Raw genomic sequence first — 26,325 nt, forward strand, 5'->3', positions numbered from 1 at the left:
AAATAAGGGATGAATGCCTATGTCTTTTGCTGACTGGCAATATATTTTTCCACGGTCATCTTGCTCATGTCACCCAGGGTACTCATGAAGTAACTAGGAGACCAAAGATGTCCACCCCAGCACTTCTGAGCCTTTATCTCTGGATGTCGTTCGAAAAATAAACGAGCCGAACCGCCTTTAAAGGCTTTGACAATATTAGTTGGCGCGTACTTGGGCTTAAAGCTCAGTAGTAAGTGGATATGGTCAGGCATTACTTTTATTTGCTCAATAGTCACTTCGTTCAGTCGGGCTATTTTCGTTAAAATGTCAGTCATTTCAGCGACTAGCTTTGGCGTTGTAAACGCTTCATGCCGATATTTAGTGACCCAAACCAAGTGAAAATGAAAGTTGTAAACATAGCCTCGTTCGTGAATTACTCCTCCAACGGTTTTGCTCATATGTTACCTCCATAAATATTATTGTAAGATGCTTTACTATGGATACAGTATACTCATATGGTACGCTGGTTATCAAGCAAAGGGAGGTGGCAGTTTATGACGAAAACGATGGCCCAATTACCTTATCATTATGGGGTCAAGGTCCGGATCTTCCCTTCAACCGAACAGAAACGTCTGATCAAACGTAACAGTGACGCTAGTCGGTTTATTTATAATCAGATGAACGGCATGAACAATGACCTGTTCTGGTTAAGGCAAGTGAAGATTCCAATTACAATTGTCTTGGATCGAATCGCTGATCTGACTGAACGTCTAAAGAAGCCATCAACTGCTATCTCCAATATTCATGGGTGGTTAAATCGCCCGGATTTTGACAGTCTGATGAAAGCCAACGCTATCAAGAATTACAAGACTGCTTGGAAGCTATTCCGCCAGGTTCATCAGGCGGGGACGCCTAGATTTCATAAACGTGGTTATACTCAGATTTATCAAACGTCATGTCTTTATAGTGCTAAAGTGACAGTCCCAACTATGGAGAATGGTAGCGTTAGACTAATCGACAACCGCCATCTACAACTACCCAAGTTAGGACACCTCCGATTCAAGGGACTTCCATTGAAGATCTTTGACCGGGCTAATGACATTAGAATTGGGACAACAACGGTCTCAATGGACGCTGTGGGTCATTATTTTGTGTCCATGCAGATTGCGTCAGAACACCCCTTTTTTGCCAAACGACCAGCCATCAAATCTAAAGTCGGTATCGGTTTGAATCTCGACAATTTTCTGACAGATTCCAATGGACAAGTGATTGATAATCCCCGTTACTACCAAGTGATTAAAGGAAAGCTGGCTAAGGCTCAACGGAGACTGTCACGGCGGACCAGACGAGCTAAAAGGAATCAACAACGGTTATCAGAAGCAAAGAATTATCAAAGACAACGATTATTAGTGGCCAAATTACAACTTAAAGTTGCCAATCAACGTCAGAACTTTTTGCACCACGTCGCTACGACCTTGATCAAAAACCACGATTTAGTCGTAGCTGAGGAACTGTGGAGTAAAAATATGTTGCGGAATCACGCCTTGGCAATGAGCATCTCGGACGTTGGTTGGCGAACACTTTTGAACATGTTGTCCTACAAAGCTGATTTGTATGGTCGGAAATTTTTGACGATTAATCCCCGGTCATGGCGTAACCTGCAGCCGTTGCGGTTACGCCATGACCGGGAAGAACAAGTTGGCGTTGGCTGACCGCGAGTGGACGTGCCCTAGTTGTGGGACTTTTCATGTGTGTGATCATAATGCGGCTAAAGATATTCTAGCTAAGGGTTTAGCGGCTTTGTAAAAAGCGAGTCCGTCTGGCAACCTGCGGACCTAAAAGGTTTTGGTAATTGGCGGATAAGTCCTATTCGTAGGCTAGCGCTGTATCTAAGCAAACTGTGGTCACCGTACCAAAGGGGGTGGTTCTCACAAGCGTCCGTTTTTAAACGGATGTGGTTGACAGAGACAACAAAGGCCTGGGCGTTTGACCCAGACCTTTGAAGGACAAAATTTAAGCATTACCGTTAACACTACTTGTCTTTAACCAGTAACTCTTGCCACTTAACGTGACCCGGTACCAGGAGGACTTGTCACTGGTCTTGTAACCAGCCTTGTTGATCTTGACAGTTGTGCCACTTGCAAAGTCTTGCGTGTGCGCGGTGGTCTTGGACAGGTAGTTCGAGTTCAAGACGTGATTGTACATGGCATAGTTCTGCGCATTGTTTAACGTAACCGTGCCGCTAGCATCGCTGTAAGTGACCTTCGGAAAGTTCAGTACCTTGCTGTAGACCCAGTACTTAGTTTTGGCGTTTTTACTGAAACGAATACGGTACCAAGTACCACTCCAGCCGCCCTTTTTAACTCCACGACTATCGACGTAAACCTTGGTGCCACGGTGATCAGAATAGAGGCGACTCCAACCGATCTTGTAAGCACCACTAGTCCCCTTAACGTGGTTGTAGACGGTCCACTTTGTGTAGTTCTGTGCCAGGGTAGCTGTTTCATTATTGCTACCGTGATTGTAGGTGACCGTCTTCTTCTTAGGAGTAGTCGTGGTGTGGTCCGTTGACGTATCCGTGGTATCAATCGTATCCGTGGTAGTATCAACGCTGCCACCTAGCGCGGCATATTGTGTTTTAACTAAGGCTAAGAAATCCGTCATGTTGTAGCTTGTACCAAAATAGGATCTGGCGTTGCTGGACCAATAACCGTCGGGATCGGTATGGTTAGTTCCCCCAAGGTTATTGGAAACATCGTGGTGAGAAAGCACCGTGGTGTAACGTTTAGGCGTCAAACCATATTTTTTCAAAATATAAGCCGTGTAGTACGAGGCATTGTTCAACTCGGAAGCAAAGGCGGCCTTGGAGTGAACTTCCACCTGTTCGAATTGTACGTAACGTTGGTTGGCAACTGGACCAGCACCCCAACAAAGGTACTTGGTATTCGCCACGTTAATAATGCTACTGGCATCCACGAAGGTGTGAACAAACGCGGACTTGTAATTATTCTTCATATAATTGATTTCACCATAAATGGTTGAGTTGGGGTTGGCCGTTTCATGGACCACGACCCCTTCAGGCTTGCCATTTCGGTAACTGTATTGCGGAAAATTTGGCCAAATATTTGTGGTAATTTTTGGCGTCGCGTAATGTTGATTGGCGATGTAGGTATTAATTGAGTTGGCACTGGCGGTCGTGCTTGTCCAGAAGAGGCCTAAACACCCCACAGTGAGAGCCATTCCCCGAACGGCCCATCGTTGCCATTTTTTCATATTATCTTCTCCTCCTGTGGAAATTACTCCTAAATTGAATAAAGAACGTTGTAACGCAACGCCTAAAGTATAACGTATTTATGGTGAGATGGATATGGTTTACAAGGTTATGTAACATTACAAGTTGTTCGGGAACTCGCTACGGCTGGATGATAATTAGGGGGAATTGGTGAAATTAATTGGGTTTTACCGGTTGCGGGGCGCGTCAAAAAAAGGTTATTCGGCTTTAGCCTTTTGTTTCAAATATCTTACAATTTGATTGCGAAGTGGGAAGGCTTTACTTGCTATGACTAGGAAACTTGACTATAATAGTTATTTGCATATGAAAGGAGCGACGAACCATGGCTGAAGAAACAGAGATCAAGATTGGCGATATCATCGCGGCCAAGAAGTTTGGCCCCCTGGAGCATAATTTCACGGGAGAAGTCACCAAAGTGTATGATAATTCAGTTTTAGTCGAGATCCGGGACTATGACCCTAAGGACAAGACAGCGGTTGGCGATATGAATAACCGGGCAGTTGTACGGAAGTCAGCTGCTAAGATTACAGGAAACGTAGCGGATAAAAACTAGTTTTCTGAAGTTCTTTTGAATTTATTTGCAAAAAAATAATGACAACTCACAGATGGTATGCTATACTTTTCTGTGTTGTGCGGGTGTAGTTTAGTGGTAAAATTCAAGCTTCCCAAGCTTGCGTCGCGGGTCCGATTCCCGTCACCCGCTTTCGAATGGGGCGGCCTTAGGGTCGTCTTTCTTATTTATTCGAAAGCTTTTAACCAGCAGTTGAATGAGTACCAGACAGACGTTTTCTTTTCAGCGAATCCGGGAGGCTGTGAGCCGGGTAAGACGCATCTGGGAACGGATCAACTGTTGACAATCAAATTAATCATTTAAGTGGACTTTTAAGTCAATCAGAGTGGTACCGCGGGAATTCTCGTCTCTTACAATTTTATTTGTAGGGGACGTTTTTTTATCCCATCGGTTGAATGGTGTAGACTAAGAGCACAATGTCATTGATGAAGCGAATTACAGGGAGGAAAAATAGCATGGATTATAAACAAAAAGTTACCGCAGCTTTAGCCACTGCCTTAGACGGCCAACTGACTGCTGACGAAATTTCGGCTAAGTTAGAACGTCCTAAGACTTCTGACAAGGGGGACATGGCGTTCCCAACGTTTACTTTAGCTAAGGTGTTGCACCGTGCACCCCAACAGATTGCTCAGGATTTAGCCGAAAAGCTTGATCAGACTGGGTTTGAAAAGGTCGAAGTCGTAGGTCCTTACCTGAACTTCTTCTTTGACAAGGGGGCTTACAGTGAGGCTACCTTGAACACGGTGTTGACGGCTGGTGCCAGTTACGGTCAAAACGAAGCCGGCAACGGTGGCAACGTCCCCATCGATATGTCTTCTCCTAACATTGCCAAGCCAATGTCCATGGGTCACTTGCGTTCGACGGTGATTGGAAATTCAATCGCTGAAATTCTGACGAAGAACGGTTATCACCCAATCAAGGACAATCACTTGGGTGACTGGGGAACACAATTTGGTAAGTTGATCACGGCCTACAAACTGTGGGGGAACGAAGCCGACGTTAAGGCTGACCCAATCAACAAGCTAGTGGAATATTACGTTCGTTTCCATAAGGAAGATGTCGACAAGCCTGAACTGGATGATACGGCTCGTGAATGGTTTAAGAAGTTGGAAGATGGCGATGAAGAAGCCCATCATCTGTGGGAATGGTTCCGTGAAGCTTCCTTGCAAGAATTTAATGATGTTTACGATGAATTAGGTGTTAAATTTGACACTTACAATGGTGAAGCCTTCTACAATGACAAGTTGGCAGAAGTTGTACAAATTCTGAAGGATAAGAATTTGTTGGTTGAATCTCAAGGCGCTCAAGTGGTTGATTTGAGTAAGTATGACCTCAATCCAGCACTGATTTTGAAGAGTGACGGGGCTTCCTTGTACATCACGCGTGACATTGCCACGGCCCTTTATCGTGACCGGACTTACGCACCAGCTAAGAACTTATACGTGGTTGGTTCCGAACAGACCTACTACTTCAAGCAATTGAAGGCTGTTTTACAGGAAATGGGTGTGAAATCTGCTGATAACCTGCAACACGTGCCGTTTGGTCTGATTACCGTTGATGGGAAGAAATTATCAACGCGTTCTGGTCGGATCATCTTGTTGGCGAAGGTGTTGGAAGAATCCGTTAAATTAGCTGGCGAAGAAATCGATGAAAAGAATCCAGACTTAACCAATAAGGCTGAAGTTGCACGTCAAGTTGGTGTTGGGGCCATTGTCTTCGGTGATTTGAAGAACGAACGGACCAACAATATTGATTTCGTCCTGGCTGATCAATTGAAGTTCGAAGGCGAGACGGGCCCTTACGTGCAGTACTCTCACGCCCGTGCTGAAAGTATCTTGCGGAAGGCCGGAAAGGTTGACGTTCAGGCGGATGGTAATCAGATTGATGATCCAGAAGCTTGGGACACGATTAAGACCTTGGCTGACTTCCCAGCAATTGTGAAGATGGCTTGTGCTGAACTAGAACCTTCAGTGATTGCCAAGTATGCCATTCGCTTAGCTAAGACCTTTAATAAGTACTACGCTCACTCCAAGATTTTAACGGAAGATGCTGAGTTACCAGCTCGTCTAGCACTGGTTAAGGCGGTTTCGACGGTCTTGAAGGAAAGTTTACGTCTCTTAGGCGTGCAAGCACCAGATGAAATGTAAGTTTAAATATGTGTGAGGTAGGAAGGATGCCATTTAGTTGGCATCCTTTTTATTTTGTCATTAATCATGTTTTTTTGTAGAACTACATCGAAGACGTTATATTTTAAAGTTCGTATATTGTAAGGATTGTTGATTTTGACGATGAATAGATATGATAGTCGGAACACCTGGAACGGTCTATTGACAAAGTGAGATGCTAATCAAGTCATCAACGACAAAGTGTAGGTGATGACTAATTCCGAATATTAAAAAGATTATACCTAATAAAGTTCTCAAATTCGTTGACACTGAGTGTGGGAGTTGCTAAACTTAAGCTCAAAATAGATGAAGGAGAATTGACATGGTACAAGTGGGATTAGTCATGGGGTCAATTTCGGATTGGCCAACAATGCAACAGACAGCGACGTTGTTGACGGCACTGGGAATCAGCTATGAACGACGCGTGATTTCGGCCCATCGAATGCCAGCGACTCTTCAGTCATACGGAGAGCAAGCACTTGATCGGGACCTGCAGGTAATTATTGCGGGTGCCGGGGGTGCTGCTCATTTGCCGGGAATGCTGGCAGCCAACACATTGCTACCAGTGATTGGCGTGCCAATTCAATCGCATGCGTTGCAGGGGATGGACTCGCTATTGTCGATTGTTCAAATGCCCGGAGGGGTGCCAGTAGCAACGATGGCCATTGGCTCAGCGGGGGCAAAGAACGCAGCGTTAATGGCGGCTCAGATTTTAGGACTACAGAATACGGATATTCGGACGGCAGTGCAGAACTTTCGGCAGCAACAACGACGGGAGGCGGAAGAGAGTGAACAACGGTTCTGAGAAGGTTATTTTGCCACCAGCAACGATTGGCATTGTTGGTGGCGGTCAACTGGGACAAATGTTGGCCTTACAGGCAAAGGCCATGGGCTACCACGTCGGTGTGTTGGATCCAACGCCGGTCGCTCCTGCTGGGCAGGTGGCTGACTTTCAGATTGTGGCCGATTATCAGGACAATGCGGCGTTAATGACGTTGGCACAGCGCAGTGATGTTTTAACGTATGAGTTTGAAAATGTGGATGAGCACGCACTGCAAGCCGCACAAGCTCATACCAAATTGCCACAAGGGACAGCCCTACTTCACATCACTGGCAATCGATTACGTGAGAAACAGTTTCTCAAGGAACACGGCGTACCAGTGACGCCATTTGTGGCTGTAGCTAATGGGACCGAATTGACGGGGGCACTGCAAAAAATCGGCACGCCAGCAATTTTAAAAACTGCTGCCGGGGGATATGATGGGCACGGACAGGTGAATTTAACTTCAGCCGCCGTACCAGCTGAAGTGTCAGACCTATTGCAGGTGCCGTGTATTTTAGAAGCTCGTCAGGCGTTCAAACTAGAAGTTGCTATGATGGTTGCCCGACAGGCTGACGGTCGAGTAGTGACTTTTCCGCTGGTGGAGAATCAGCATCATCGACACATCTTGCATACGACAATTGCACCAGCAGCGGTTAGTCCGGCAGTTCATCGGCAAGCAAAACAGATTGCGACGACGATTGCGCAGGCGTTGACGTTACGTGGTGTACTCGGAATTGAGTTTTTTGTCCTTGAGGATGGTCGTTTGTTGGTCAATGAACTGGCTCCGCGGCCGCATAATTCAGGTCACTACTCAATTGAAGCATGTAATGTGTCACAGTTTGAGGCCCATATTCGCAGTATTTGTGGGTTGCCAATTCCTGACATTACGCTGGTGCAGCCGGCCGTGATGCGTAATCTATTGGGGACGGATCTAACGGTGGCCCGGCAAGCATTGGTAACGGAGCCAACCTGGCATTTTCATGATTATGGTAAGGCAGACATCAAGCCGCAACGTAAGATGGGGCACGTGACGGTATTGGGGTCAAATGTGAACCAACTATTAGCAAGTTTATCGCAATTGAAGGGAGAACATTAACGACATGACGATTGAAAAGGGTGCGTTACTTTATACCGGTAAGGCTAAAAAAATGTACGCGACTAACGACCCAGAAGTTTTATGGGTGGACTACCTTGATCAGGCAACGGCTTTAAATGGTAAGCGTAAGGTCGTGGTTGAGCAGAAGGGGTTGCTGAACAATCGAATTTCTAGTTTGATTTTTCAAGACTTAGCCAAGCATGGTATTCAGAATCATTTCATTGCGCAACCTTCGGAATACGTCCAACTGGTCAAACGGGTCAAGATGATTCCGTTGGAAACCGTGGTTCGAAACGCTGCTTCGGGAAGTTTTGAGCGGAAGTTTGGGGTAGCTTATCTGCAGCCGTTGGTTCCACCAGTCATGGAATTCTTTTACAAGAGTGATGAACTGGATGATCCATTTATTAATGACTCACAAATTTCAGCGTTAGGCTTGGTGAGTCCTGAAAATTTGGCTGAAATGAAGCGTCAGGCGCTTCAAGTTAATCAGCGTCTGCAGGCCATTTTTGATGAAATGGGGATTCAACTGGTGGATTTCAAGGTGGAATTTGGTCTGACGATGGACGGCCACGTCCTTCTGGCAGATGAAATTTCTCCGGATAGCTGTCGACTAGTCGACAAGCAGACTAAAAAGTCACTGGATAAGGACGTCTTCCGTAAAAACTTAGGTTCCTTAACGACCGTTTATCAGGAAGTGTTAAATCGGCTCAGTACCGTTGAAGGGAGTCCCGAATGACGTATTTAGCAAAAGTCACTGTTACGTACAAAGAATCAATCTTGGATCCTAAAGGGGAGGCCATTAACGACGCCCTTCATCGGTTGGGCTACGATAATGTTCAGTCGGTAGAGATGGGCAAATACTTTGAGCTTAAAGTCACTGGGAATGGCGAGCCAATTGAAGCACAAGTCGATGAAATGTGCGATCGATTATTAGCAAATGTCAATATGGAAACCTATCAAATTAAAATTGTGGAAGTGGAGGATTAAGTTATGAAGTTTGCCGTACCAGTCTTTCCTGGTTCTAACTGTGATTACGATATGGTTAACGCGTTGCGGGATATTTTGAATGTTCCGGCTGATCTGGTTTCGGCGCAGGCCACGAACCTTGAAGGCTACGATGCGGTCGTTTTACCCGGTGGCTTTTCATATGGTGATTACTTGCGGAGTGGTGCCATTGCTCGGTTTTCGCCAGTTATGGCGGCGGTGAAGGACTTCGCTGCTACCGGGAAACCGGTCCTGGGAATCTGCAATGGCTTTCAGATATTGACGGAAGCCGGGCTATTACCGGGGACGTTGCAAGCTAATCGGTCCGCCCAGTTTATTTGTCAGACGAGTGAATTGATTATTCGTAATTCGCGGACGATGTTTACTACCGCTTATGGGACGCAAACAGAAATTTCTCTGCCAATTGCCCACGGCGAAGGAAACTACTATTGTGATGCGCAGACTCTGTCAGAGTTGCGGACTCATCACCAAATTGTTTTTGAATACGGCGACAATCCCAATGGGAGTGTCGCTAATATTGCGGGAATTACGAATCAACGGGGGAATGTTTTAGGAATGATGCCACATCCTGAACGGGCCGTAGAAACGATTTTGGGTTCAACTGCCGGTTTGGGAATCTTTCAATCGTTAATCAGTCATCAACGGGAGGGTGCCCATGCTTAAAAATATAGAACCAACGCCGGAAGCCTTACGTGATGACCATATCTACCGTGAGTGGGGATTGTCAGACGCTGAGTATGAATTGATCATCCAGAAAGTTTTAGGGCGGTTACCGAATTACACGGAGGCCGGGTTATTCTCTGGCATGTGGAGTGAACATTGTTCTTATAAGAATTCCAAGCCCGTCTTAAAGAAGTTCTGGACTCAGGGTGACCAGGTCGTGGCTGGTCCCGGAGAGGGGGCCGGTATTATTGATATTGGGGATGGTCAAGCAGTTGTTTTTAAGGCGGAAAGTCACAACCATCCCTCGGCCATTGAACCTTACGAGGGGGCGGCCACCGGAGTTGGTGGGATTATCCGGGACATCTTTTCAATGGGGGCCAAGCCGATTGCGTTATTGGATAGTTTACGATTTGGCGAATTAACCGATGAAGCGACGAAGTATTTAGTGTCACAGGTGGTTGCCGGTATCGGTGGTTACGGGAACTGCATCGGTATTCCAACCATTGGTGGGGATACCGCTTTTGATGCCAGTTATCAGAAGAATCCCTTAGTCAATGCGATGTGTGTTGGTATCTTAAATCAGGCCGACATTCAGAAGGGGCAGGCGACCGGTGTGGGTAACAGTGTCATCTACGTTGGCGCTAAGACGGGGCGTGATGGTATTAGTGGAGCATCGTTTGCATCGGCAGAATTCAACGATGCTAAGGCTGCTCAACGTTCTGCCGTTCAGGTAGGTGATCCATTCATGGAAAAGCTTCTAATGGATGCTTGTTTGGAAGTCATTCATGAGCACCGTGAGAGCCTGGTTGGAATTCAGGATATGGGCGCGGCGGGCTTAGTGTCCTCGTCTGCTGAAATGGCGTCCAAGGCTGGTAGCGGTTTGGAGCTCAATTTGGACTTAGTTCCTCAGCGTGAGAGTGGCATGACGCCGTTTGAATTGATGCTATCGGAGTCTCAAGAGCGCATGTTGCTGTGTATCCGGGCTGGCGCGGAAAAAGAGATTTACGCTGTCTTTGAAAAATACGGTCTCGATGCAGTAACGATTGGTCACGTGACAACCGGTCATCAGTATCGATTATGGCATCGGGGCAAGTTAGTGGCCGATGTGCCAGTGGATGCTCTCGCTAGTGATGCGCCCGTCTATCAGCGGGAGCAAAGGGTACCTGAACGGTTGGTTCAGCAGTCAAACAGTCAGTTTAGTCCGGTAATCGAGGATGCAACAGCCGCATTCAAACAGATTCTCCAACAGCCAACCGTTGCGTCGAAGCGGGCTTTATATCGAACCTATGATTCACAAGTTCAGACCAATACGGTGGTGCAACCCGGCTCGGATGCGGGAGTCGTGAGAATTCGACAAACAGATAAGGCACTGGCGATGACAACGGATGTAAACGGTCGTTATTTATTCTTGAATCCCCGGGTTGGTGGTGAAATGGCGGTTGCCGAAGCTGCTCGAAATATCGTGGCCTCAGGCGGTCTGCCGCTGGGAATTACGGATTGTTTGAACTTTGGAAATCCTGAAAATCCGGAACAGTTTTATGAATTAGCTGAATCCGCTCAGGGAATTAGTCGCGCTTGTCAGCTTTTCAATACCCCCGTTATTTCGGGAAACGTTTCTCTGAACAACGAATCGAATGGGCAATCAATCTACCCAACGCCAATGATTGGAATGGTCGGACTAATTAAGCACCAACGCGATATTACAACTCAGGACTTCAAACGACCGGGTGACGCGGTTTATGTTCTGGGCGACACGCACGCTGATTTTAATGGTAGTGAGTTACAGAAGATGTTGACTGGTTGTATTTCAGGCGCACTATTTGATTTTGATCTTGAGGTTGAGAAGCGGAATCAAGATTTACTACTTGGCGCGATTCAAGCAGGACTAGTCGCCAGTGCCCACGATGCTGCAGAGGGTGGCTTGATTGTGGCTATTGCTGAGTCTTGTTTTGGGAACAATTTAGGAGTGAGTCTAACGAGTGATTTACGGTCGGTGGATTTCTTTGCGGAGACGCAGTCGCGTTTCGTGGTGTCAGTCCCGCAAAAGAGCCGAGACGCTTTTGAAAAGCAAATGCAGTCGCAGGTAACGTATCTAGGTGAGGTGACGGCGGCTGACCAATTGCTCGTTCAGTCTGCTGATCAAGCGTTTGATGTGCCGGTCAGCGTTGCCAAGCAGCTGTGGGAGGAGGCGTTACCGTGTCTACTGAAATAAAGAGCCTTAATGAAGAGTGTGGTGTTTTTGGCGTTTGGGGAACGCCCGATGCAGCTAACTTAACTTATTTTGGGCTGCATGCGCTACAACACCGCGGTCAAGAGGGCGCGGGAATTACGGCGAATAACGCTGGTAGCTTAAGCTCTGAGCGGGGATTGGGATTACTAGCGGATGTCTTCCGTGATCCTCGTCGATTAGAACGGTTGCAAGGAGCCGCGGCGGTGGGCCATGTCCGGTATGCCACCGCGGGCAACCATGGTTTAGAAAACATTCAGCCCTTAGAATTTAATTTTAGTGACGCTCAGTTTGCACTAGCCCACAATGGAAATTTAACAAATGCCATGACGTTGCGACGTAATCTAGAAGATGCTGGTGCAATTTTTCATGCAAGTTCCGACAGTGAAATCTTGATGCACTTGATTCGGCGGAGCCATGCTTCTACGTTGCAGGAACAAGTCAAAGCGGCTTTGCAACAGATTCATGGCGGTTTTGCCTACCTGTTATTGACGAATGATCGGCTATTTGCGGCGTTAGATCCGAACGGGTTACGGCCGCTAGTAGTTGGTGAATTACCAACTGGCGGAATTGTCGTTTGCAGTGAAACTTGTGCTTTAGATGCGGTGGGGGCAACATTTATTCGCGATGTACAACCGGGCGAATTACTAACGATTGACGACTCGGGTCTTAAAATTGACCACTATACCACGGCTACTCAGCTTGCGATTTGTTCAATGGAGTACATCTACTTTGCCCGCCCAGATTCTAACATCTATGGGGTGAACGTGCATTCCGCCCGTAAGCGGATGGGGGCGCAGTTGGCTAAGGAACAACCAGTAGATGCTGATATTGTGGTCGGGGTCCCCAACTCATCGCTCTCCGCTGCCAGTGGTTATGCAGAAGCGAGTGGGTTACCGTACGAAATGGGGTTGATCAAGAATCAATACTCAGCGCGAACCTTTATTCAGCCCACTCAGGAGTTGCGCGAACGGGGAGTCCGAATGAAACTTTCTGCAGTTAAGGGTGTGGTGGCTGGTCAACGGGTTATCTTGATTGATGATTCAATTGTTCGGGGTACTACGAGTCGGCAGATTGTTAAATTATTGAAGGACGCTGGTGCTAAGTCAGTGCATTTGAGAATTGCGTCACCGCCACTCAAATATCCTTGCTTTTACGGAATTGATATACAAACAACCAAGGAACTGATTGCTGCGCAGGAAAGTATTCCAGAGATGCGGCAAAGTCTTGGGGTAGATTCACTAGGCTTCTTGAGCGAACAAGGGGTTATTGACGCCGTGGGGTTACCGACGTCAGCACCATATGGTGGGCTTTGCATGGCCTATTTCAATGGGGATTATCCCACACCTCTATATGACTATCAGGCGGAATATGATGAAGAGATTCGTCAGTCAAAACAGCAATAACAGAAAACGGGGGGACTTACGTGAGTGATGCGTATAAAAAGGCTGGCGTTGATATTAACGCGGGGTATCAGGTTTTAAAAACGGTCAAAGAGATGAGTGGTAATACACAATTGGGAGCCTTTGGGGGGCTATTTCCGTTACCATTAACTGATCTGGTTCAGGACCCAGTGTTGGTTGCGGGAACCGATGGTGTTGGAACTAAGTTGCTGGTGGCCATCACTGCGCACCGGCATACGTCAATTGGCATTGATTTGGTGGCCATGTGTGTCAACGATGTTTTAGCGCAGGGAGCTCGCCCATTGTTCTTTTTAGATTACCTAGGATTAGGTCACACGGAAGAACGACGGGTTGCTGATATTCTGGAAGGCATCGTAGCTGGTTGTCATGAGGCCGGTGTCGCTTTGACTGGTGGTGAGACTGCCGAAATGCCTGATATGTATGGCCAGGAACACTATGATTTGGCTGGATTTGCCGTGGGACTGGCTGACCGAGCAGATCTGCTGCACCCCGAAAGGGTCTCTCCTGGTGATATTTTGATTGGCTTATCCTCTAATGGTTTGCATGCCAATGGATTCAGTTTAGTTCGGGACATCCTATTTAAACAAAATGATTATCAGCTAACTCAAGAGATACCAGAGTTGGGACACTCACTGCAAGAGGAACTATTGCGACCAACAGCAATCTATGTAAATCAGGTGCTCCCATTGCTTCAACGGAAGCTGGTTACTGGTATCGCGCATATTACGGGTGGCGGGCTGGTTGAAAATGTGGCGCGGGTACTTCCCAAGGGGTTGCAGGCCCAATTTGTCCTTGGCAGTTGGCCCGTGCCGCCAATCATGACTTTCCTGGAAACGGCGGGTAATTTAACACCAACCGATATGCGGGAGACATTTAATCTTGGCTTAGGGATGGTATTGGTCGTTCATGCGGATAAGGTTCCTGCAGTTTTGGCCAGTTTAAGGGCGAATGGTCAACCAGCTTATGAGGTGGGGTCAGTGACCATTAATGATCCGGACATCGTTGATAGTCCCACTGTCAGTTTTAAGGAGGCAGGGCATGACTAAGCGGTTAGCTGTGTTTGCTTCTGGTACGGGGACTAATTTTAGTGCCTTGAACCAAGCAATTAAGGACCGACAAATTCCAGCGGAAATCGTACTGCTTGTGTGTGATCATGAGCAAGCACCAGTGGTTCAACGTGCGCGCGTAGCTCAGATTCAAACGCTAATTGTGGATTTTCATGCATACCCAACTAAGGCCGCGGCCGAGGAACAGATTTTGCAGAAATTAAAAGCAAGTCAGGTGGAGGCCATTCTATTGGCTGGTTATATGCGAATTGTGGGTCCGACCCTATTACGAGGCTATCCGCATCGAATTTTGAATTTACATCCAGCATTACTGCCGAATTTTCCTGGGCGTCATGGCGTTGAGGACGCTTTGGCAGCAGGGGTTCGTGAAACCGGTGTGACGGTTCACTTTATCGATGCCGGCGTTGACACTGGCGAAATCATTGCTCAACGGGTGGTTCCAATAAACACTGACGATACGGTTACGTCATTAGCTACCCGAATTCATGCTGCTGAACATGATTTGTATCCAACGGTTCTTCAACGTTTAATTGATGAAGGTGTCTTTTAAGTGTTAGAAGTCAACGTGAAGAATCCACTAAAACTTAAAAGGGATGAAACAAGAATGGCACAGGTATTAATTGTGGGCAGTGGTGGTCGAGAACACGCCATTGCCAAGACTATGCTAGCAAGTCCGCAAGTAACGACAGTTTTTTGTGCGCCAGGTAATCCAGGGATGGTGGCTGATCAAGTTCAGCTAGTTGCGATTGATGAGTTGGACCTTGCAGGTCTCATTGCTTTTGCGCGCAAACAGAAAATTGATTTAACGTTTATTGGTCCTGAGGCGCCCCTGGCAGCGGGGATTGTTGACGCCTTCTTAGCAGCTGATTTAGCAGTCTTTGGTCCGCCTCAAGCCGTTGCCCAACTTGAAAGTTCTAAGGCCTTTGCCAAGCAATTTATGCAGCGAAATGGGATTCCCACCGCCGACTACCGACTATTTCATGACCATGTGGCTGCGTTGGCCTATAGCGAACAAGCTCCTCTACCGCAAGTAATCAAAGTGGACGGATTGGCTAGTGGTAAAGGCGTGACGGTTGCGGTTGACCATCCGATGGCTGCCGATGCCCTAGCGCAGGCTTTTGAAACGACGGATACGGTGCTTATTGAGCAATTTATGAGTGGTTTTGAGTTTTCACAAATGGTGTTGGTTGGGGGCAATCGGTATAGCTTATTGCCAACAGCACAGGATCATAAGCGATTACTTGATCACGATGAAGGACCGAATACGGGCGGAATGGGGGCATATTCGCCCGTGCCCCAGATCACACCTGACATTATTCAAGAGACTATTCAACGCGTGATTGTGCCAACCCTGGCAGGGCTGAGCCGAGAAGGTTTGTGTTTCAACGGGGTTCTTTACGTGGGTGGTATTTTGACGTCCAAGGGCGTGCAAGTGGTTGAGTACAACTTGCGCCTGGGTGATCCGGAAACCCAGATTATTCTCCCTCAGGTAACCAGCGATTTTTATCAGGCAATTCAGGATCTAATGGCGCATCAGCAACCACGGCTAACTTGGCAAGAAGGCGAGACTTATTTGGGCGTCGTACTAGCGGCGCCGGGCTACCCTAGTAGTCCAAAGTTAGGTGTGGCAGTGCCAACCATTGTGGGAGCCGATTATGCGGGCGTATGGGGGAAACCTGGTCAGTTAGTCAGTGCTGGTGGCCGGGTCATGTTGGTAAGCGCGCATGCAGCTGATTTAGCAACCGCGCAGCGGCGAGTTTACGCGCAACTTGAGCGAGTACTAACTGGTGATTTGATTTTTCGAACGGATATTGGCGCTAAAGGTATGGGTTCAATGGCTAACCCTGGCTCTCCAGCATAAACAGGTGATTGGCAAACGATTCGTTTTTTTGCGTTAAAAACGAATATTTGGTACACTTGCTTTATAAATATGCAGAGACATGTGGCGTTTTTCCGCATCCTTTGTTATACTTAGTGAAATTTTATGCGGGAGGGTCGTCGTCATGAAGAAAAGTATTCGCCAAGCGCGCATTGAGCAGTTAATTAATCAGTATCCCATTGGAACTCAGGAAGAATTAATGGATCATCTGGAGGATGTCGGTATTCAGGCGACGCAGGCCACCATTTCACGAGACATTCGGGAAATGCAGATTGTAAAAGCCCAAGATGGGCATGGTCACCTGCGCTATACAATTTTTAAAGCGGGCAATCGCAGTGAAAAGGAACACCTGCGAGAGACCATCAACGAAGTGGTGACTGGCTTGACCCGAGTTGAATTCGTTAATATTTTGAAAACGCTGCCGAGCAATGGCAACCTGTTGGCGGCCATCTTTGATGACTTGAACTTACCAGAGATTGCCGGTACGCTGGCTGGTCATGATACGATCTTTATTATCAGCCCAAGTGCTCAAGTGGCTGAAAAGCTACATGATGAAATTGCGGCAGAAATGAATCCAGAAATTGTTCACTAGGCGTCATTGTGGATTGAACAGGCGTGGGTCGACAAAAGTTGGCTCACGCCCTTTCTCTAAGATGGGCGTCTCTACATAGGCCAATCGCGTTAAGCAAATTTAAAGCTTCATAAAGTTTGCCCGAAAACGCGGCTAAGCGCCATGACTATGCTAAAATAGCCATATTATAATTGAGATAGAAGAGGCTATTTTATGAATAACCAAGAACCGAATGAGAATGCTTGGACCGGGTTTAAGTCCGGTTTTAAGCGTTTCTGGCACCGATTTCAGTTGACTCGCTGGATTATTGTGATCATTCTAAGCATGATCCTGATTATGAGTGGGTACTTAACGTTTATGGCCAAGACGGCTAACGTTGGTGACTTGAAGGCGGCGTTGGAAAATCCCACGCAGATTTATGATCGTCACAATAGTAAAGCCGGGACTCTGTACTCCCAGAAGGGGACCTACGTCCCACTTGAAAAAATCACCACGAACGTGCAGAGTGCGGTGATTTCCACCGAGGACCGGAATTTTTATCACGAACATGGTTTCTCCGTTAAGGGGATTGGACGGGCTTTTTTTCTGTATGCCAAGAATAAAGTACTCCGACAAAACTACATTAGTGGTGGGGGGAGTACATTGACCCAACAATTGGTCAAGAACGCCTACCTCACGCAAGAGCAAACGTTTACGCGGAAATTTAAGGAACTATTCCTGTCAATCGAAGTTGAGAACGTTTATTCTAAGCAAGACATCTTGTCCATGTATCTTAACAACGCTTACTTTGGCAACGGTGTTTGGGGGGTCCAGGATGCTGCTAAACGGTACTTTGGCAAGTCCGCTGCTGCATTGACGGTGCCGGAGTCCGCTGTATTAGCGGGGATGCTAACGTCCCCATCGGCTTACAATCCAGTTGACCACCCGCAGGCCTCACGGGCTCGTCGGAACGTTGTCCTGGGTCTGATGGCGGATACTGGGGCCATTTCGAAGTCGCAGGCGAAGAGTTATCAGGCAACGGCTCTGACCACGAATGATACTTACAATTATAAGAACAGTTATCGGTACCCGTACTTCTTTGATGCCGTGATTAATGAAGCCGTCAGTAAATACGGACTCACGGAATCTGAAATTATGAACAAGGGATATAAAATCTATACCACCCTGGATCAGGGCAACCAAAGGCAAATGCAGACGTTATTTAAGAACACATCTTACTTCCCAGCCAATGCCAGCGATGGGACCAAGGTCCAAGCGGCCAGTATCGCCATTGACCCGAATACCGGGGGTGTCGAAGCCGTTGTTGGGGGTCGTGGGAAGCACGTTTTCCGGGGCTATAACCGGGCGACACAAATGCGGCGTCAACCGGGATCGACTATCAAGCCACTGGCCGTGTATGCACCTGCATTAGAAAATGGGTACTACTATGACTCCGAGCTGACTGACAAGAAAAAGTCGTATGGGACCAATAACTATTCGCCCCATAACTACGGGAATCAGTACAGCGGTAAGGTTCCAATGTACCAAGCTCTGGCGCAAAGTAAGAACGCACCGGCCGTTTGGTTGCTGAATAAGATTGGTGTCGACAAGGGGTACGATTCCGTCAAAAAGTTTGGGCTACCAGTCACCAAGTCTGATAAGAACTTAGCCCTAGCACTGGGTGGACTGAAGACCGGGGTTTCTCCGCAACAATTGGCTCAGGCTTACACAGCGTTTGCCAATAATGGCACCATGTCATCTGCTCATTACATTCGTAAGATTGTGGATGCGTCAGGGAATGTGGTGGTGGACACTTCCGATTCTGCTGCGAAGACGACCAAGGTTATGTCGAGCAAGACCGCTAAACAGATGACCAGTATGATGATGGGCGTCTTTAATTATGGAACCGGGGTCAGCGCCAAGCCTTACGGATACACGATTGCCGGTAAGACCGGGAGTACCGAGGCTGATGGTGATTCCGACGCCACCCGGGATAAATGGATCGTGGGGTACACGCCTGATGTCGTCGTGACGACCTGGGAAGGGTTTGACAATACCAGTAACAAGAATCACCTGGAGAACGTCAGTGGTACTGGTGAGGGTCCACTTTATCAGGCTGAAATGCAGGCTATTCTGCCGAACACTAAGGGAACTGCTTTTGATACCAAGGATGCTTCTACCATCGCTAAGGGTGAGGACAATTCCAACTCCAGCAGTAGTGACATTTGGGATCAGGTACAAGAAGGCATTAACAATGCTGGTAAGTCCTTCAATAGTGCAGCTAATACTGTCAAATCTTGGTGGAAATCAGTCGTTCAATAGTGAAATCCCCCTGGGGTGAAAGCGTAAACCATGGTACAATAATAAATGGTAATTCAACTGGGCGTAGGCCCAACAAGGAGGAAACACCAATGGCTGACAAGATGGAAGACTTGGGTGCACAATTAGCCCAAGCACTTCAAGAATCAGAAGAATTCACAGGTTTAGAAACGGCATACAATGACATGAAGGCTGACGCCGACACGTACCAGCTGTTTAAAGACTTCCAAAAAATCCAAATGGACTTGCAACAAAAGCAAATGGCTGGTCAAGAGTTGACTAACGACGAAATGAGCCATGCCCGCGAAGTTGCTGACAAGGTTTCTAAGATTGACTCTATCAAGTCTTTGATGGAAAAGGAACGGGATGTTAACACCCTGTTATCCAACTTGAATCAGACGATTACGAAACCCATCGAAAGCATCTACCAGGGCTAAAACGTCTGTTAATCGTCGGTACACCCCCTCATTCTTGGGAGGTCCGTGCCGGCGATTTTTCAATTTAAATCAATAAAAAATTGAGAGGAGTGCCCACCTGATGAAATTTATTCACGCTGCAGACTTACATTTAGACAGCCCGTTTCTCGGCCTCACGGGATTACCAGGCTCATTGGCAACCACTGTACGAGAATCTACATTTACAGCGGCCACGAAGGTCTTTGACCGTGCCCTCAGTGAGCACGTCGACTTTGTCCTCTTAGCGGGTGATCTATTCGATCGGGCTGAGCAGAGTGTGGCCGCACAAGCATTTCTATTTACCCAATTCGACCGTTTAAATAATGCGCAAATTCCTGTGATTGTGAGTTTTGGCAATCATGATTATTTAACCGACCAAGCAATAATTTATCCTACCAACGTGACGGTCTTAGGTGAACACGTCACGACCACCACGCTACAGCTGGCTTCCGGTGAGACGGTAGCCGTGAGTGGATTTAGCTATCCGCAACGCTGGGTTCCAGATGATCCGTTGGCTGCGTACCCGGCGCACGCCACAACAGACTGGCACATCGGGATGCTTCACGGCGCCATAGCTACGGGTAGTCAGGACCATTACGCACCATTCACGGTGGCTGAACTGTTGCGCAAACGATACGACTATTGGGCCTTGGGCCACATTCATCATCGGCAAAGTTTAAATGACCAGCCGCCGGTTTTATATGCGGGTAACACGCAGGGCCGCGCTGTGACGGAGACGGGGGCGAAGGGGGCTTACCTGGTTCATAGCCAGGCGGGCCACCTGGTGCCAGAATTTTTCCCAACTGCTACCGTGATTTGGGAAACGGCCAAGCTTGCTTTGGACGGAACTAATTTGGTGGCACTCAATGAAGCGCTAGTTAGCTGGTTAGCTGCTCACCCGGCGGTTCAACCCACGCTCACCACGATAACGTTGACGACTAGTTCGCCACTTTCAGTCGCTGAGCAGCAACGGTTAGCAACTGGTGATTGGTTACAGCTCTTTCAACGGACGCACCAACGTCAGTTAAAGGCGGCCCAGCGCTACATTGTCCGACTTAGCCTAGATGAAACTACTGCGACAGTTTCGGCACCCAATTTGGATCAGAGTTATTGGGAGCTGGGAGCTAAGACGGTGTTTACCGCGGCTAATCGACAGGAATTATTTGGAAAACTAGCACAGGAACCGGCGTTGGCGGCGTGGTTTGACCGGCCTGAGACGGCAGCTAGTTTGGAAGCGGCCGCACGGCGCCGGCTAACTCAGTTAATGGGAGGGGAGGGTCAGGATGAATCTTGAACGGTTAACGATTTATGGTTTTGGTCATTTTCACGATCGAACTTTTGATTTATCACCTGGACTGAACTTTCTGGTGGGTCCTAACGAAGCGGGCAAGTCGACGTTGACGCAGTTCATCACAGCCATCTTCTTTGGCTTTCCCACCAAAAAGCATCCCGAATTACGCTATGAACCACTAGATGGCAGTCGGTTTGGTGGGGCCATTACTTTCCAGCAGGACAACACGACCTATACGGTGACGCGGATGGATGGGCCCAAGGGGGGAACGGTGACGCTTCATAATGACACCACGGACCTGGACTTACCGGCGGAACTGCTCACTAAGTTACTGGCGCCGGTCGATGGTCAGCTTTTTACCCGGGTCTATGCGATTAATGAGCCTCGGTTGGGGACAGTCTTTACGGCCTCTAAGCAAGAATTGGTTGATCGACTCCGCCACGTCGGCGCCGTAGGCAGTGAGTACTGGTTGCAGCAAGCACAGCGACTTGACCAAGCCGCCGATGAGCAGTATAAACCCCAGGGACGTAATCCCTTATTGAATCAGCAATTGCGAGAGCATCAGGAATTATCGGCTAAGCTGGAGAAAGCGAATGGCGCCTACCAAACGTATTGGCAATTGCGCCAGCAACGGGTCGATGGTGTGAGCCAGCAACGGGATCTTCAGGCTAGGCTAAGCCAACAACGGCAGGCGACAACTAGGCTGACCCAATTATTGGCTCAGTGGCCAACCTACCAGCAGTGGTTGGCATTGGCTCCAGCGGCTGACTCTGTCTCACGTGGCTTCACCGCTACCGACGCGACTCGCTTAGAGCAATTGCGTAGTGCAGCGACCGCCAGCGAGCAGGCGTTAGCAGATGATCAACAACGGTTTGCAGAGCTGCAACGTGATCAGCCACTACCGCCATTGTTTGACCAGTATTTACCCGTCGCAGACAAGGTCGATGCTTTTGCGCAACGGTTGTCACAAGTTCAGGGGAGTCAGCAGGAAGCAGAACGGTTAGGCACATCACAGCGAGACTTGGAACAACGTGCTGGTATTTTGGAGCAACAATATGCAGTGAACGGGCAAATGCCGCGACCATTTTCCCTGGCGACTACCCAGCAGGTACACCAGTTGACGGGGGAACTGTCGACGGCCAATCAGAAGCGGCGCCACCTGCAACAACAACTTAATCAGCGAAATGAACAGTTTCGTCAAGTTCAACCGACCCGTCAGCAGCACAACAATCCGTTAGCAGATAAACAGGTCGGGTGGCTGGCGGCCGGTCTGGTTATTCTTGTGGGGGCTATGTTTCTGCCGAACACATTTTTTAAACTTGCTGGTGCCTTGCTGGGCGTGGCGGTTGGGTACTATGGTGTCTTTCTGGTCGACAGTAGTACGCCGGCTAGCCGTCAGTTAGATGAACTGACCGAAGATATTCGGAATTTGCAGGCTCAGCTGCGTGAGGGTGGCCAGGCAGTTGACACGTTGACGAATCAGCTGGATACGATTGGTGATGCTCACGGAATGAGTCAGGTCCCTCTGGAGCAGTGGTCAGCGGCCCAGTCGGCTATTGCCGAATGGGAGCGGTTGACGCGTTTGTTGGAAGCAACGGCCGAGCAGGTAGCGACCCAACAAGCAACGGTTCAGCAATTCTTACAGGATGTGACGAGGGTTTTGCCAACCTTAGCAGACCAGAATCTAGCTGCGGTAGCGTCTCAACTAACAAAACTGCAAGCTACGCGGCAAGCGCTCAGTCATCAAGAAACTGATGTAGCGGCTTTAGCAACCCGGTTACAGGCGGACCAAGCGGCAGTCGAGCGGGGGAAGCGGGATTTGCAAGCATTTTTGCAGACGCGGAATCTAACCGATGTGGCAGCTTTTTATCAGCAATATCAAGCGGACCGGACGCAAACAGAACGTCAGCAACAGCGGCGGGCGTTGGCCAAGCAGATTGGGGTTGCCAACTTGGCGACCTTACAACAACAGCCGAACCAGGCAACGTTGCAGCAACAAGTTACCGTGGCACAACAGAATCAGGCCACTACGCAGGCAACTCTGGACCAGACAACTAGTCACTTGGCGACGTTACAGGGGCAGTTAGCCCACTTGACGGCTAGCGGTACGCAAGCCACACTGCGACAGAAACTTGCCGATTTGGAAACGCAAATGACCCAAACGGCGGCTGCTTGGCTGACTGAACGGCTAGTGAGTCAGTGGATTTCGGCGGCGCTAACCGCAGCTTCTGGTGATCGACTATCACAGATTGTGGCGCAAGCTAGTGAATTCTATGGTAAATTAACTGAAAACCGGTATACTAAAATTGAACTGACACCAACTACCTTACGGGTTCAGCGTGTGACCGGTGAATGGCGCAACGTGGCACAACTTTCACGTGGGACGGCCGAGCAGTTAGATCTTGCGGTGACCCTGGCCTTTGCGGTCGTGATGAATCGCCAGGTACAGATGCCCCTGGTCATTGACGATGGTTTCGTGAACTTTGACGAGGCTCGGCGGCAGGCTACTTATCGCCTGCTAGCGACCATTGCTGCGGATGTGCAAGTCATTCTCTTGACGGCTGACGAAAGTGTGACCACGCTTACCACGGGTAAGGTCTTACGGTTGACGGAATAGGAGGAACTTTCATGGCGGCAACAAAAAAGTTAATGGATTACGGCGTTGATGAAGCAGTCGACGTCTTCGTACTTTTGAAGACGGCGGACGTGCGGACGGCCAAGAATGGTAAACAATACATTGCACTGGTGTTTGAAGATCAATCCGGTGAAATTTCTGGTAAATATTGGGATGCGTCACCCGAAGACATCACGAATTATGTGGCAGGACGGGTTGTTCACCTACAAGGGAAACGGGAAAACTACCAAACGCATCCCCAGATTAAGATCTTTCACTTACGTTTAACGAATCCGGGTGAACCGAGTGATCCCAATGCTTTCATTGAGCAGGCACCAATGAGTCGGTCCGAAATGGAAGATTATATCACGCAAACAATTTTTGAAATTACGCAACCAACGTGGAATCGGATTGTGCGGAAGCTGGTCAGTGAGTATGCTGATCAGTTTTACACGTATCCAGCGGCTAAGAGTAACCACCACGCCTTTCAAGGTGGATTAGCATACCATACGATTTCTATTTTGAAGTTGGCTCATTCGGTGACGACACAATACCCCGACTTAAATGCACCGCTCCTGTTCGCGGGGGCAATTCTCCACGACTTGGGTAAGACGATTGAACTGTCGGGTCCCAAGTCCACGACCTACACACTGGCCGGAAATTTGATTGGGCACATTGTGTTGATCGATGGGGAACTGGTTCGGGCGTGTGACACGCTTAAGTTAGACCCCCAGGCTGAGGACGTTCTGTTGCTGCGGCACATGATTCTCAGCCACCATGGTCTGTTAGAATACGGTTCACCGGTTCGCCCTGAGTTACGTGAGGCGGACGTCTTGCACCAGTTGGATGAACTCGATGCTTCCATCATGATGTTGGATACCGTTGTGGCACACACCCAGCCGGGTGAATTCTCGGAACGGGTCTTCGCCATGGACGGGCGCCGGTTCTACCGGCCGACCACTGACGGCCCTAAGTCAACTGATGAGCCGCAACAACCTTAGGCTTGTTAATGATTGAAATTCAGCAAATCTGTGCTTCGGTAAGGTATTCAGTCAAACGATGGGTCATAGGTTAACGACATAAAATACCCAGTTATTAATCAGATTAATTAATAGAGGCTCTTTGTCAAACATCCTAAAGTAAGAGGTATCAAGATTGTGACGACAATCTTGATACCTCTTTTACTATACTTAAATTGAGGTTGAGGTCGTCAACACCAGTGGAATATAAATTCCGAGTGTCAAACTGGTGTTGATGAGGGGAATTTGAGAGGTTCAATTCATTTTCGAATTGGGCCTCTTTTTTTATGCAAAAATGGTGTCGATGGATTTCTCCATCAATGAAGTGAACCCTTAAAGTTGGACACAGAATTTACGCTGCCTTCTGGATGGCGAGTTCCCGGTATTTTTCCGGGGACTTGCCATCCAGTTTTGTTTTGATCCGACGTTTATTGTAAAAGTTAATCCAGTCAGTCATAGCTTGAGTCAAGTCTTCCTTGTTCTCAAAATGCTCATCCATAACTTCGACCTTCATGATGTGGAAGAATGATTCAACTGCCGCATTATCTAGACAAGTTGCTTTGCGTGACATGCTTTGAAATACGCGATGTTCTTTGAGTGTTTCTCGCCAGAATTTATGTTGATACTGGAATCCCTGATCCGTGTGGACTGTTGTTCGATAACCTAACTTTGGCAGTCCTTCCAATGCTTCTCTAAGCGGCTTTAGGGCAAATTCTACTGTTGGATGGTCACTGATGTTGAAGGCTAAGACTTCGCCTGAGAAGAGGTCAATCACTGGTTCTAAATAGACCCGTTCACTTTGGCTCATACCACCGTATCGAAATTCACTGACATCTGTAACGAGTTTTTGATAGGGTCGGTCCGTTTTGAATCGTCGGTTCAACCGATTAGGCGCAATTTTACCAACGGATCCTTTGTATGAATTATATTTACGTTTTTGCCGATTGTACGCTAAACAAAGCCAATCATGCTCATGCATTAGACGCAAGACTCGTTTATGATTCACCGTGAATCCATGCTCCTGTAAAGCTTTAGTTAGTCGCCGGTAACCATACTTCTTGGTGTACTTAGAATCTTCCTGCCGGATCTCATCGATTGCCTGAATGATTGGAGAATCATCCAGCTTTTCACGCTGACGATGTGAGCGTGCGTAATAATACGTACTTCTTGGTACTTTGACGACCTTGAGTAGGAGCTTGATGGGCACTTGAAAGACCTGCCTTAACTCGGTCACTATTTGCGAGATTTCTTGTCTGCTGACTTCTTCTGAGCTAAGGCATCGAGTTTTTTTAGGTATTCATTCTCAATCTTTAACATCAAGTTTTCTTGTTTTAATTGCTTCAATTCATCGGCGGTACTGGAGTTATTGCGACTCTTTGAAGGCTTCGTTTGCTTATGTTTAGCCATGATTTTAGGCTTTCCTCGCTTCCGTTCAAGGCCAGCGATTCCTTGCTCCTCAAAGCGCTTCTCCCATTGCCAGATGGTGCTTGGCGAAGATAGATTGAAGTGCAGAGCCGTTACCGGAAGCGAGGCCTGATGTTGTTTTCTCCAGTTTAATACATCAACCTTGAACTGACTAGAATATTCTGGCTTCTGATCCTTCAGCTTCAATCCAGCTATACCGTATTTCTGGAAGCGACTAACCCAAAGAAGGATAGTTTCTTCCTTGCTGATACCATGTTTTCTGGCCAATGAGGTTGATCCAACTCCACTCAAATATTCAGTGACGACCTTAATTCTAAAATCTAAATCAAACTTAACCATAGTAAAACCCCCAAGGTTGGACTTTCTGTCCAACCTTGGGGGTTCACTTCACAACACCAAATATCATAGAATTGTTTTTGTTTGCACTGTGAAGTGGGGGAGTGAAGAGTTGAGGTTGGGAT

The 26,325-nt window shown here is 47.9% G+C and carries 22 protein-coding genes, 1 tRNA gene and 1 pseudogene; 20 read left to right on the plus strand and 4 right to left on the minus strand.

The genetic code is table 11. The features are described from left to right. Positions 1 to 17 precede the first annotated feature (17 nt). Positions 18 to 437, minus strand: a complete 420-nt coding sequence (tnpA, locus tag AB3Y94_RS00805) for an IS200/IS605 family transposase (RefSeq protein WP_367294714.1) — start codon at positions 435 to 437, stop codon at positions 18 to 20. Positions 438 to 533: 96 nt separating this feature from the next. Between tnpA and AB3Y94_RS00810 the strand changes: the two are divergent. After that, a pseudogene (locus AB3Y94_RS00810) lies at positions 534 to 1,785 on the plus strand (RNA-guided endonuclease InsQ/TnpB family protein). Positions 1,786 to 1,992: 207 nt separating this feature from the next. Here the strand turns inward: AB3Y94_RS00810 and AB3Y94_RS00815 are convergent. After that, complete coding sequence (locus AB3Y94_RS00815) at positions 1,993 to 3,252, minus strand: N-acetylmuramoyl-L-alanine amidase family protein (RefSeq protein WP_367294715.1); 1,260 nt, start codon at positions 3,250 to 3,252, stop codon at positions 1,993 to 1,995. 341 nt (positions 3,253 to 3,593) lie between these two features. Between AB3Y94_RS00815 and AB3Y94_RS00820 the strand changes: the two genes are divergently transcribed. From AB3Y94_RS00820 to AB3Y94_RS00910, 19 genes are all read left to right on the plus strand, one after another. Beyond that, complete coding sequence (locus AB3Y94_RS00820; RefSeq protein ID WP_125683928.1) at positions 3,594 to 3,824, plus strand: DUF2187 family protein; 231 nt, start codon at positions 3,594 to 3,596, stop codon at positions 3,822 to 3,824. Positions 3,825 to 3,903: 79 nt separating this feature from the next. Then, positions 3,904 to 3,974: transfer RNA gene (locus AB3Y94_RS00825), tRNA-Gly, on the plus strand. 323 nt (positions 3,975 to 4,297) lie between these two features. Beyond that, a complete protein-coding gene (gene argS / locus AB3Y94_RS00830) occupies positions 4,298 to 5,989 on the plus strand; it encodes an arginine--tRNA ligase (protein WP_367294716.1) in 1,692 nt (563 codons plus the stop codon). A gap of 340 nt (positions 5,990 to 6,329) precedes the next feature. Further along, positions 6,330 to 6,812 (plus strand): 5-(carboxyamino)imidazole ribonucleotide mutase, encoded by a 483-nt coding sequence (gene purE / locus AB3Y94_RS00835; protein ID WP_367294717.1) that lies wholly within the window; start codon positions 6,330 to 6,332, stop codon positions 6,810 to 6,812. Then, complete coding sequence (gene purK, locus AB3Y94_RS00840) at positions 6,796 to 7,926, plus strand: 5-(carboxyamino)imidazole ribonucleotide synthase (protein WP_367294718.1); 1,131 nt, start codon at positions 6,796 to 6,798, stop codon at positions 7,924 to 7,926. The genes purE and purK overlap by 17 nt, the downstream gene beginning before the upstream one ends. A gap of 4 nt (positions 7,927 to 7,930) precedes the next feature. After that, positions 7,931 to 8,662 (plus strand): phosphoribosylaminoimidazolesuccinocarboxamide synthase, encoded by a 732-nt coding sequence (gene purC, locus AB3Y94_RS00845; RefSeq protein ID WP_367294719.1) that lies wholly within the window; start codon positions 7,931 to 7,933, stop codon positions 8,660 to 8,662. Further along, entirely contained in the window at positions 8,659 to 8,913 is a 255-nt protein-coding gene (gene purS / locus AB3Y94_RS00850) for a phosphoribosylformylglycinamidine synthase subunit PurS (protein WP_367294720.1), read from the plus strand. Before purC ends, purS begins: the two co-directional genes overlap by 4 nt. Positions 8,914 to 8,916: 3 nt before the next feature. Next, the gene (purQ, locus tag AB3Y94_RS00855; RefSeq protein ID WP_367294721.1) at positions 8,917 to 9,594 is read left to right on the plus strand and encodes a phosphoribosylformylglycinamidine synthase subunit PurQ; all 678 of its coding nucleotides are present in this window, start codon (positions 8,917 to 8,919) and stop codon (positions 9,592 to 9,594) included. After that, positions 9,587 to 11,806 (plus strand): phosphoribosylformylglycinamidine synthase subunit PurL, encoded by a 2,220-nt coding sequence (gene purL, locus AB3Y94_RS00860; protein WP_367294722.1) that lies wholly within the window; start codon positions 9,587 to 9,589, stop codon positions 11,804 to 11,806. Before purQ ends, purL begins: the two co-directional genes overlap by 8 nt. Continuing rightward, positions 11,791 to 13,227, plus strand: coding sequence for an amidophosphoribosyltransferase (gene purF / locus AB3Y94_RS00865; RefSeq protein ID WP_367294723.1), 1,437 nt, complete (start codon positions 11,791 to 11,793; stop codon positions 13,225 to 13,227). The genes purL and purF overlap by 16 nt, the downstream gene beginning before the upstream one ends. A 20-nt stretch (positions 13,228 to 13,247) precedes the next feature. Then, a complete protein-coding gene (gene purM / locus AB3Y94_RS00870) occupies positions 13,248 to 14,291 on the plus strand; it encodes a phosphoribosylformylglycinamidine cyclo-ligase (RefSeq protein ID WP_367294724.1) in 1,044 nt (347 codons plus the stop codon). Then, positions 14,284 to 14,862: a phosphoribosylglycinamide formyltransferase gene (gene purN, locus AB3Y94_RS00875; RefSeq protein WP_367294725.1), complete on the plus strand. Its 579-nt coding sequence runs from the start codon at positions 14,284 to 14,286 to the stop codon at positions 14,860 to 14,862. Before purM ends, purN begins: the two co-directional genes overlap by 8 nt. A gap of 54 nt (positions 14,863 to 14,916) precedes the next feature. Continuing rightward, a complete protein-coding gene (gene purD / locus AB3Y94_RS00880) occupies positions 14,917 to 16,173 on the plus strand; it encodes a phosphoribosylamine--glycine ligase (RefSeq protein WP_367294726.1) in 1,257 nt (418 codons plus the stop codon). Positions 16,174 to 16,315: 142 nt separating this feature from the next. Continuing rightward, a complete protein-coding gene (locus AB3Y94_RS00885) occupies positions 16,316 to 16,783 on the plus strand; it encodes an arginine repressor (RefSeq protein ID WP_125683904.1) in 468 nt (155 codons plus the stop codon). A gap of 192 nt (positions 16,784 to 16,975) precedes the next feature. Then, positions 16,976 to 19,063 carry a PBP1A family penicillin-binding protein gene (locus AB3Y94_RS00890; protein WP_367294727.1) on the plus strand — a complete coding sequence of 696 codons (2,088 nt, stop codon included), beginning with the start codon at positions 16,976 to 16,978 and terminating at the stop codon, positions 19,061 to 19,063. A gap of 89 nt (positions 19,064 to 19,152) precedes the next feature. Beyond that, positions 19,153 to 19,497 (plus strand): YlbF family regulator, encoded by a 345-nt coding sequence (locus AB3Y94_RS00895; protein WP_367294728.1) that lies wholly within the window; start codon positions 19,153 to 19,155, stop codon positions 19,495 to 19,497. A gap of 100 nt (positions 19,498 to 19,597) precedes the next feature. Next, positions 19,598 to 20,809, plus strand: coding sequence for an exonuclease SbcCD subunit D (locus tag AB3Y94_RS00900; protein ID WP_367294729.1), 1,212 nt, complete (start codon positions 19,598 to 19,600; stop codon positions 20,807 to 20,809). Next, positions 20,799 to 23,423 carry an AAA family ATPase gene (locus tag AB3Y94_RS00905; protein WP_367294730.1) on the plus strand — a complete coding sequence of 875 codons (2,625 nt, stop codon included), beginning with the start codon at positions 20,799 to 20,801 and terminating at the stop codon, positions 23,421 to 23,423. Before AB3Y94_RS00900 ends, AB3Y94_RS00905 begins: the two co-directional genes overlap by 11 nt. A gap of 11 nt (positions 23,424 to 23,434) precedes the next feature. Beyond that, the gene (locus tag AB3Y94_RS00910; RefSeq protein WP_367294731.1) at positions 23,435 to 24,421 is read left to right on the plus strand and encodes a 3'-5' exoribonuclease YhaM family protein; all 987 of its coding nucleotides are present in this window, start codon (positions 23,435 to 23,437) and stop codon (positions 24,419 to 24,421) included. A 370-nt stretch (positions 24,422 to 24,791) separates the two neighbouring features. Here the strand turns inward: AB3Y94_RS00910 and AB3Y94_RS00915 are convergent, their stop codons facing one another. Together AB3Y94_RS00915 and AB3Y94_RS00920 are read right to left on the minus strand one after the other, a co-directional pair. Then, on the minus strand, positions 24,792 to 25,673 hold the full coding sequence (locus AB3Y94_RS00915) for an IS3 family transposase (RefSeq protein ID WP_289670704.1): 882 nt from the start codon (positions 25,671 to 25,673) through the stop codon (positions 24,792 to 24,794). Then, entirely contained in the window at positions 25,673 to 26,203 is a 531-nt protein-coding gene (locus AB3Y94_RS00920) for a helix-turn-helix domain-containing protein (protein ID WP_367294732.1), read from the minus strand. The genes AB3Y94_RS00915 and AB3Y94_RS00920 overlap by 1 nt, the downstream gene beginning before the upstream one ends. Positions 26,204 to 26,325 lie beyond the last annotated feature (122 nt).

It is taken from the genome of Levilactobacillus yonginensis (assembly GCF_964065165.1).
Classification (GTDB): Bacteria; Bacillota; Bacilli; order Lactobacillales; family Lactobacillaceae; genus Levilactobacillus; species Levilactobacillus yonginensis_A.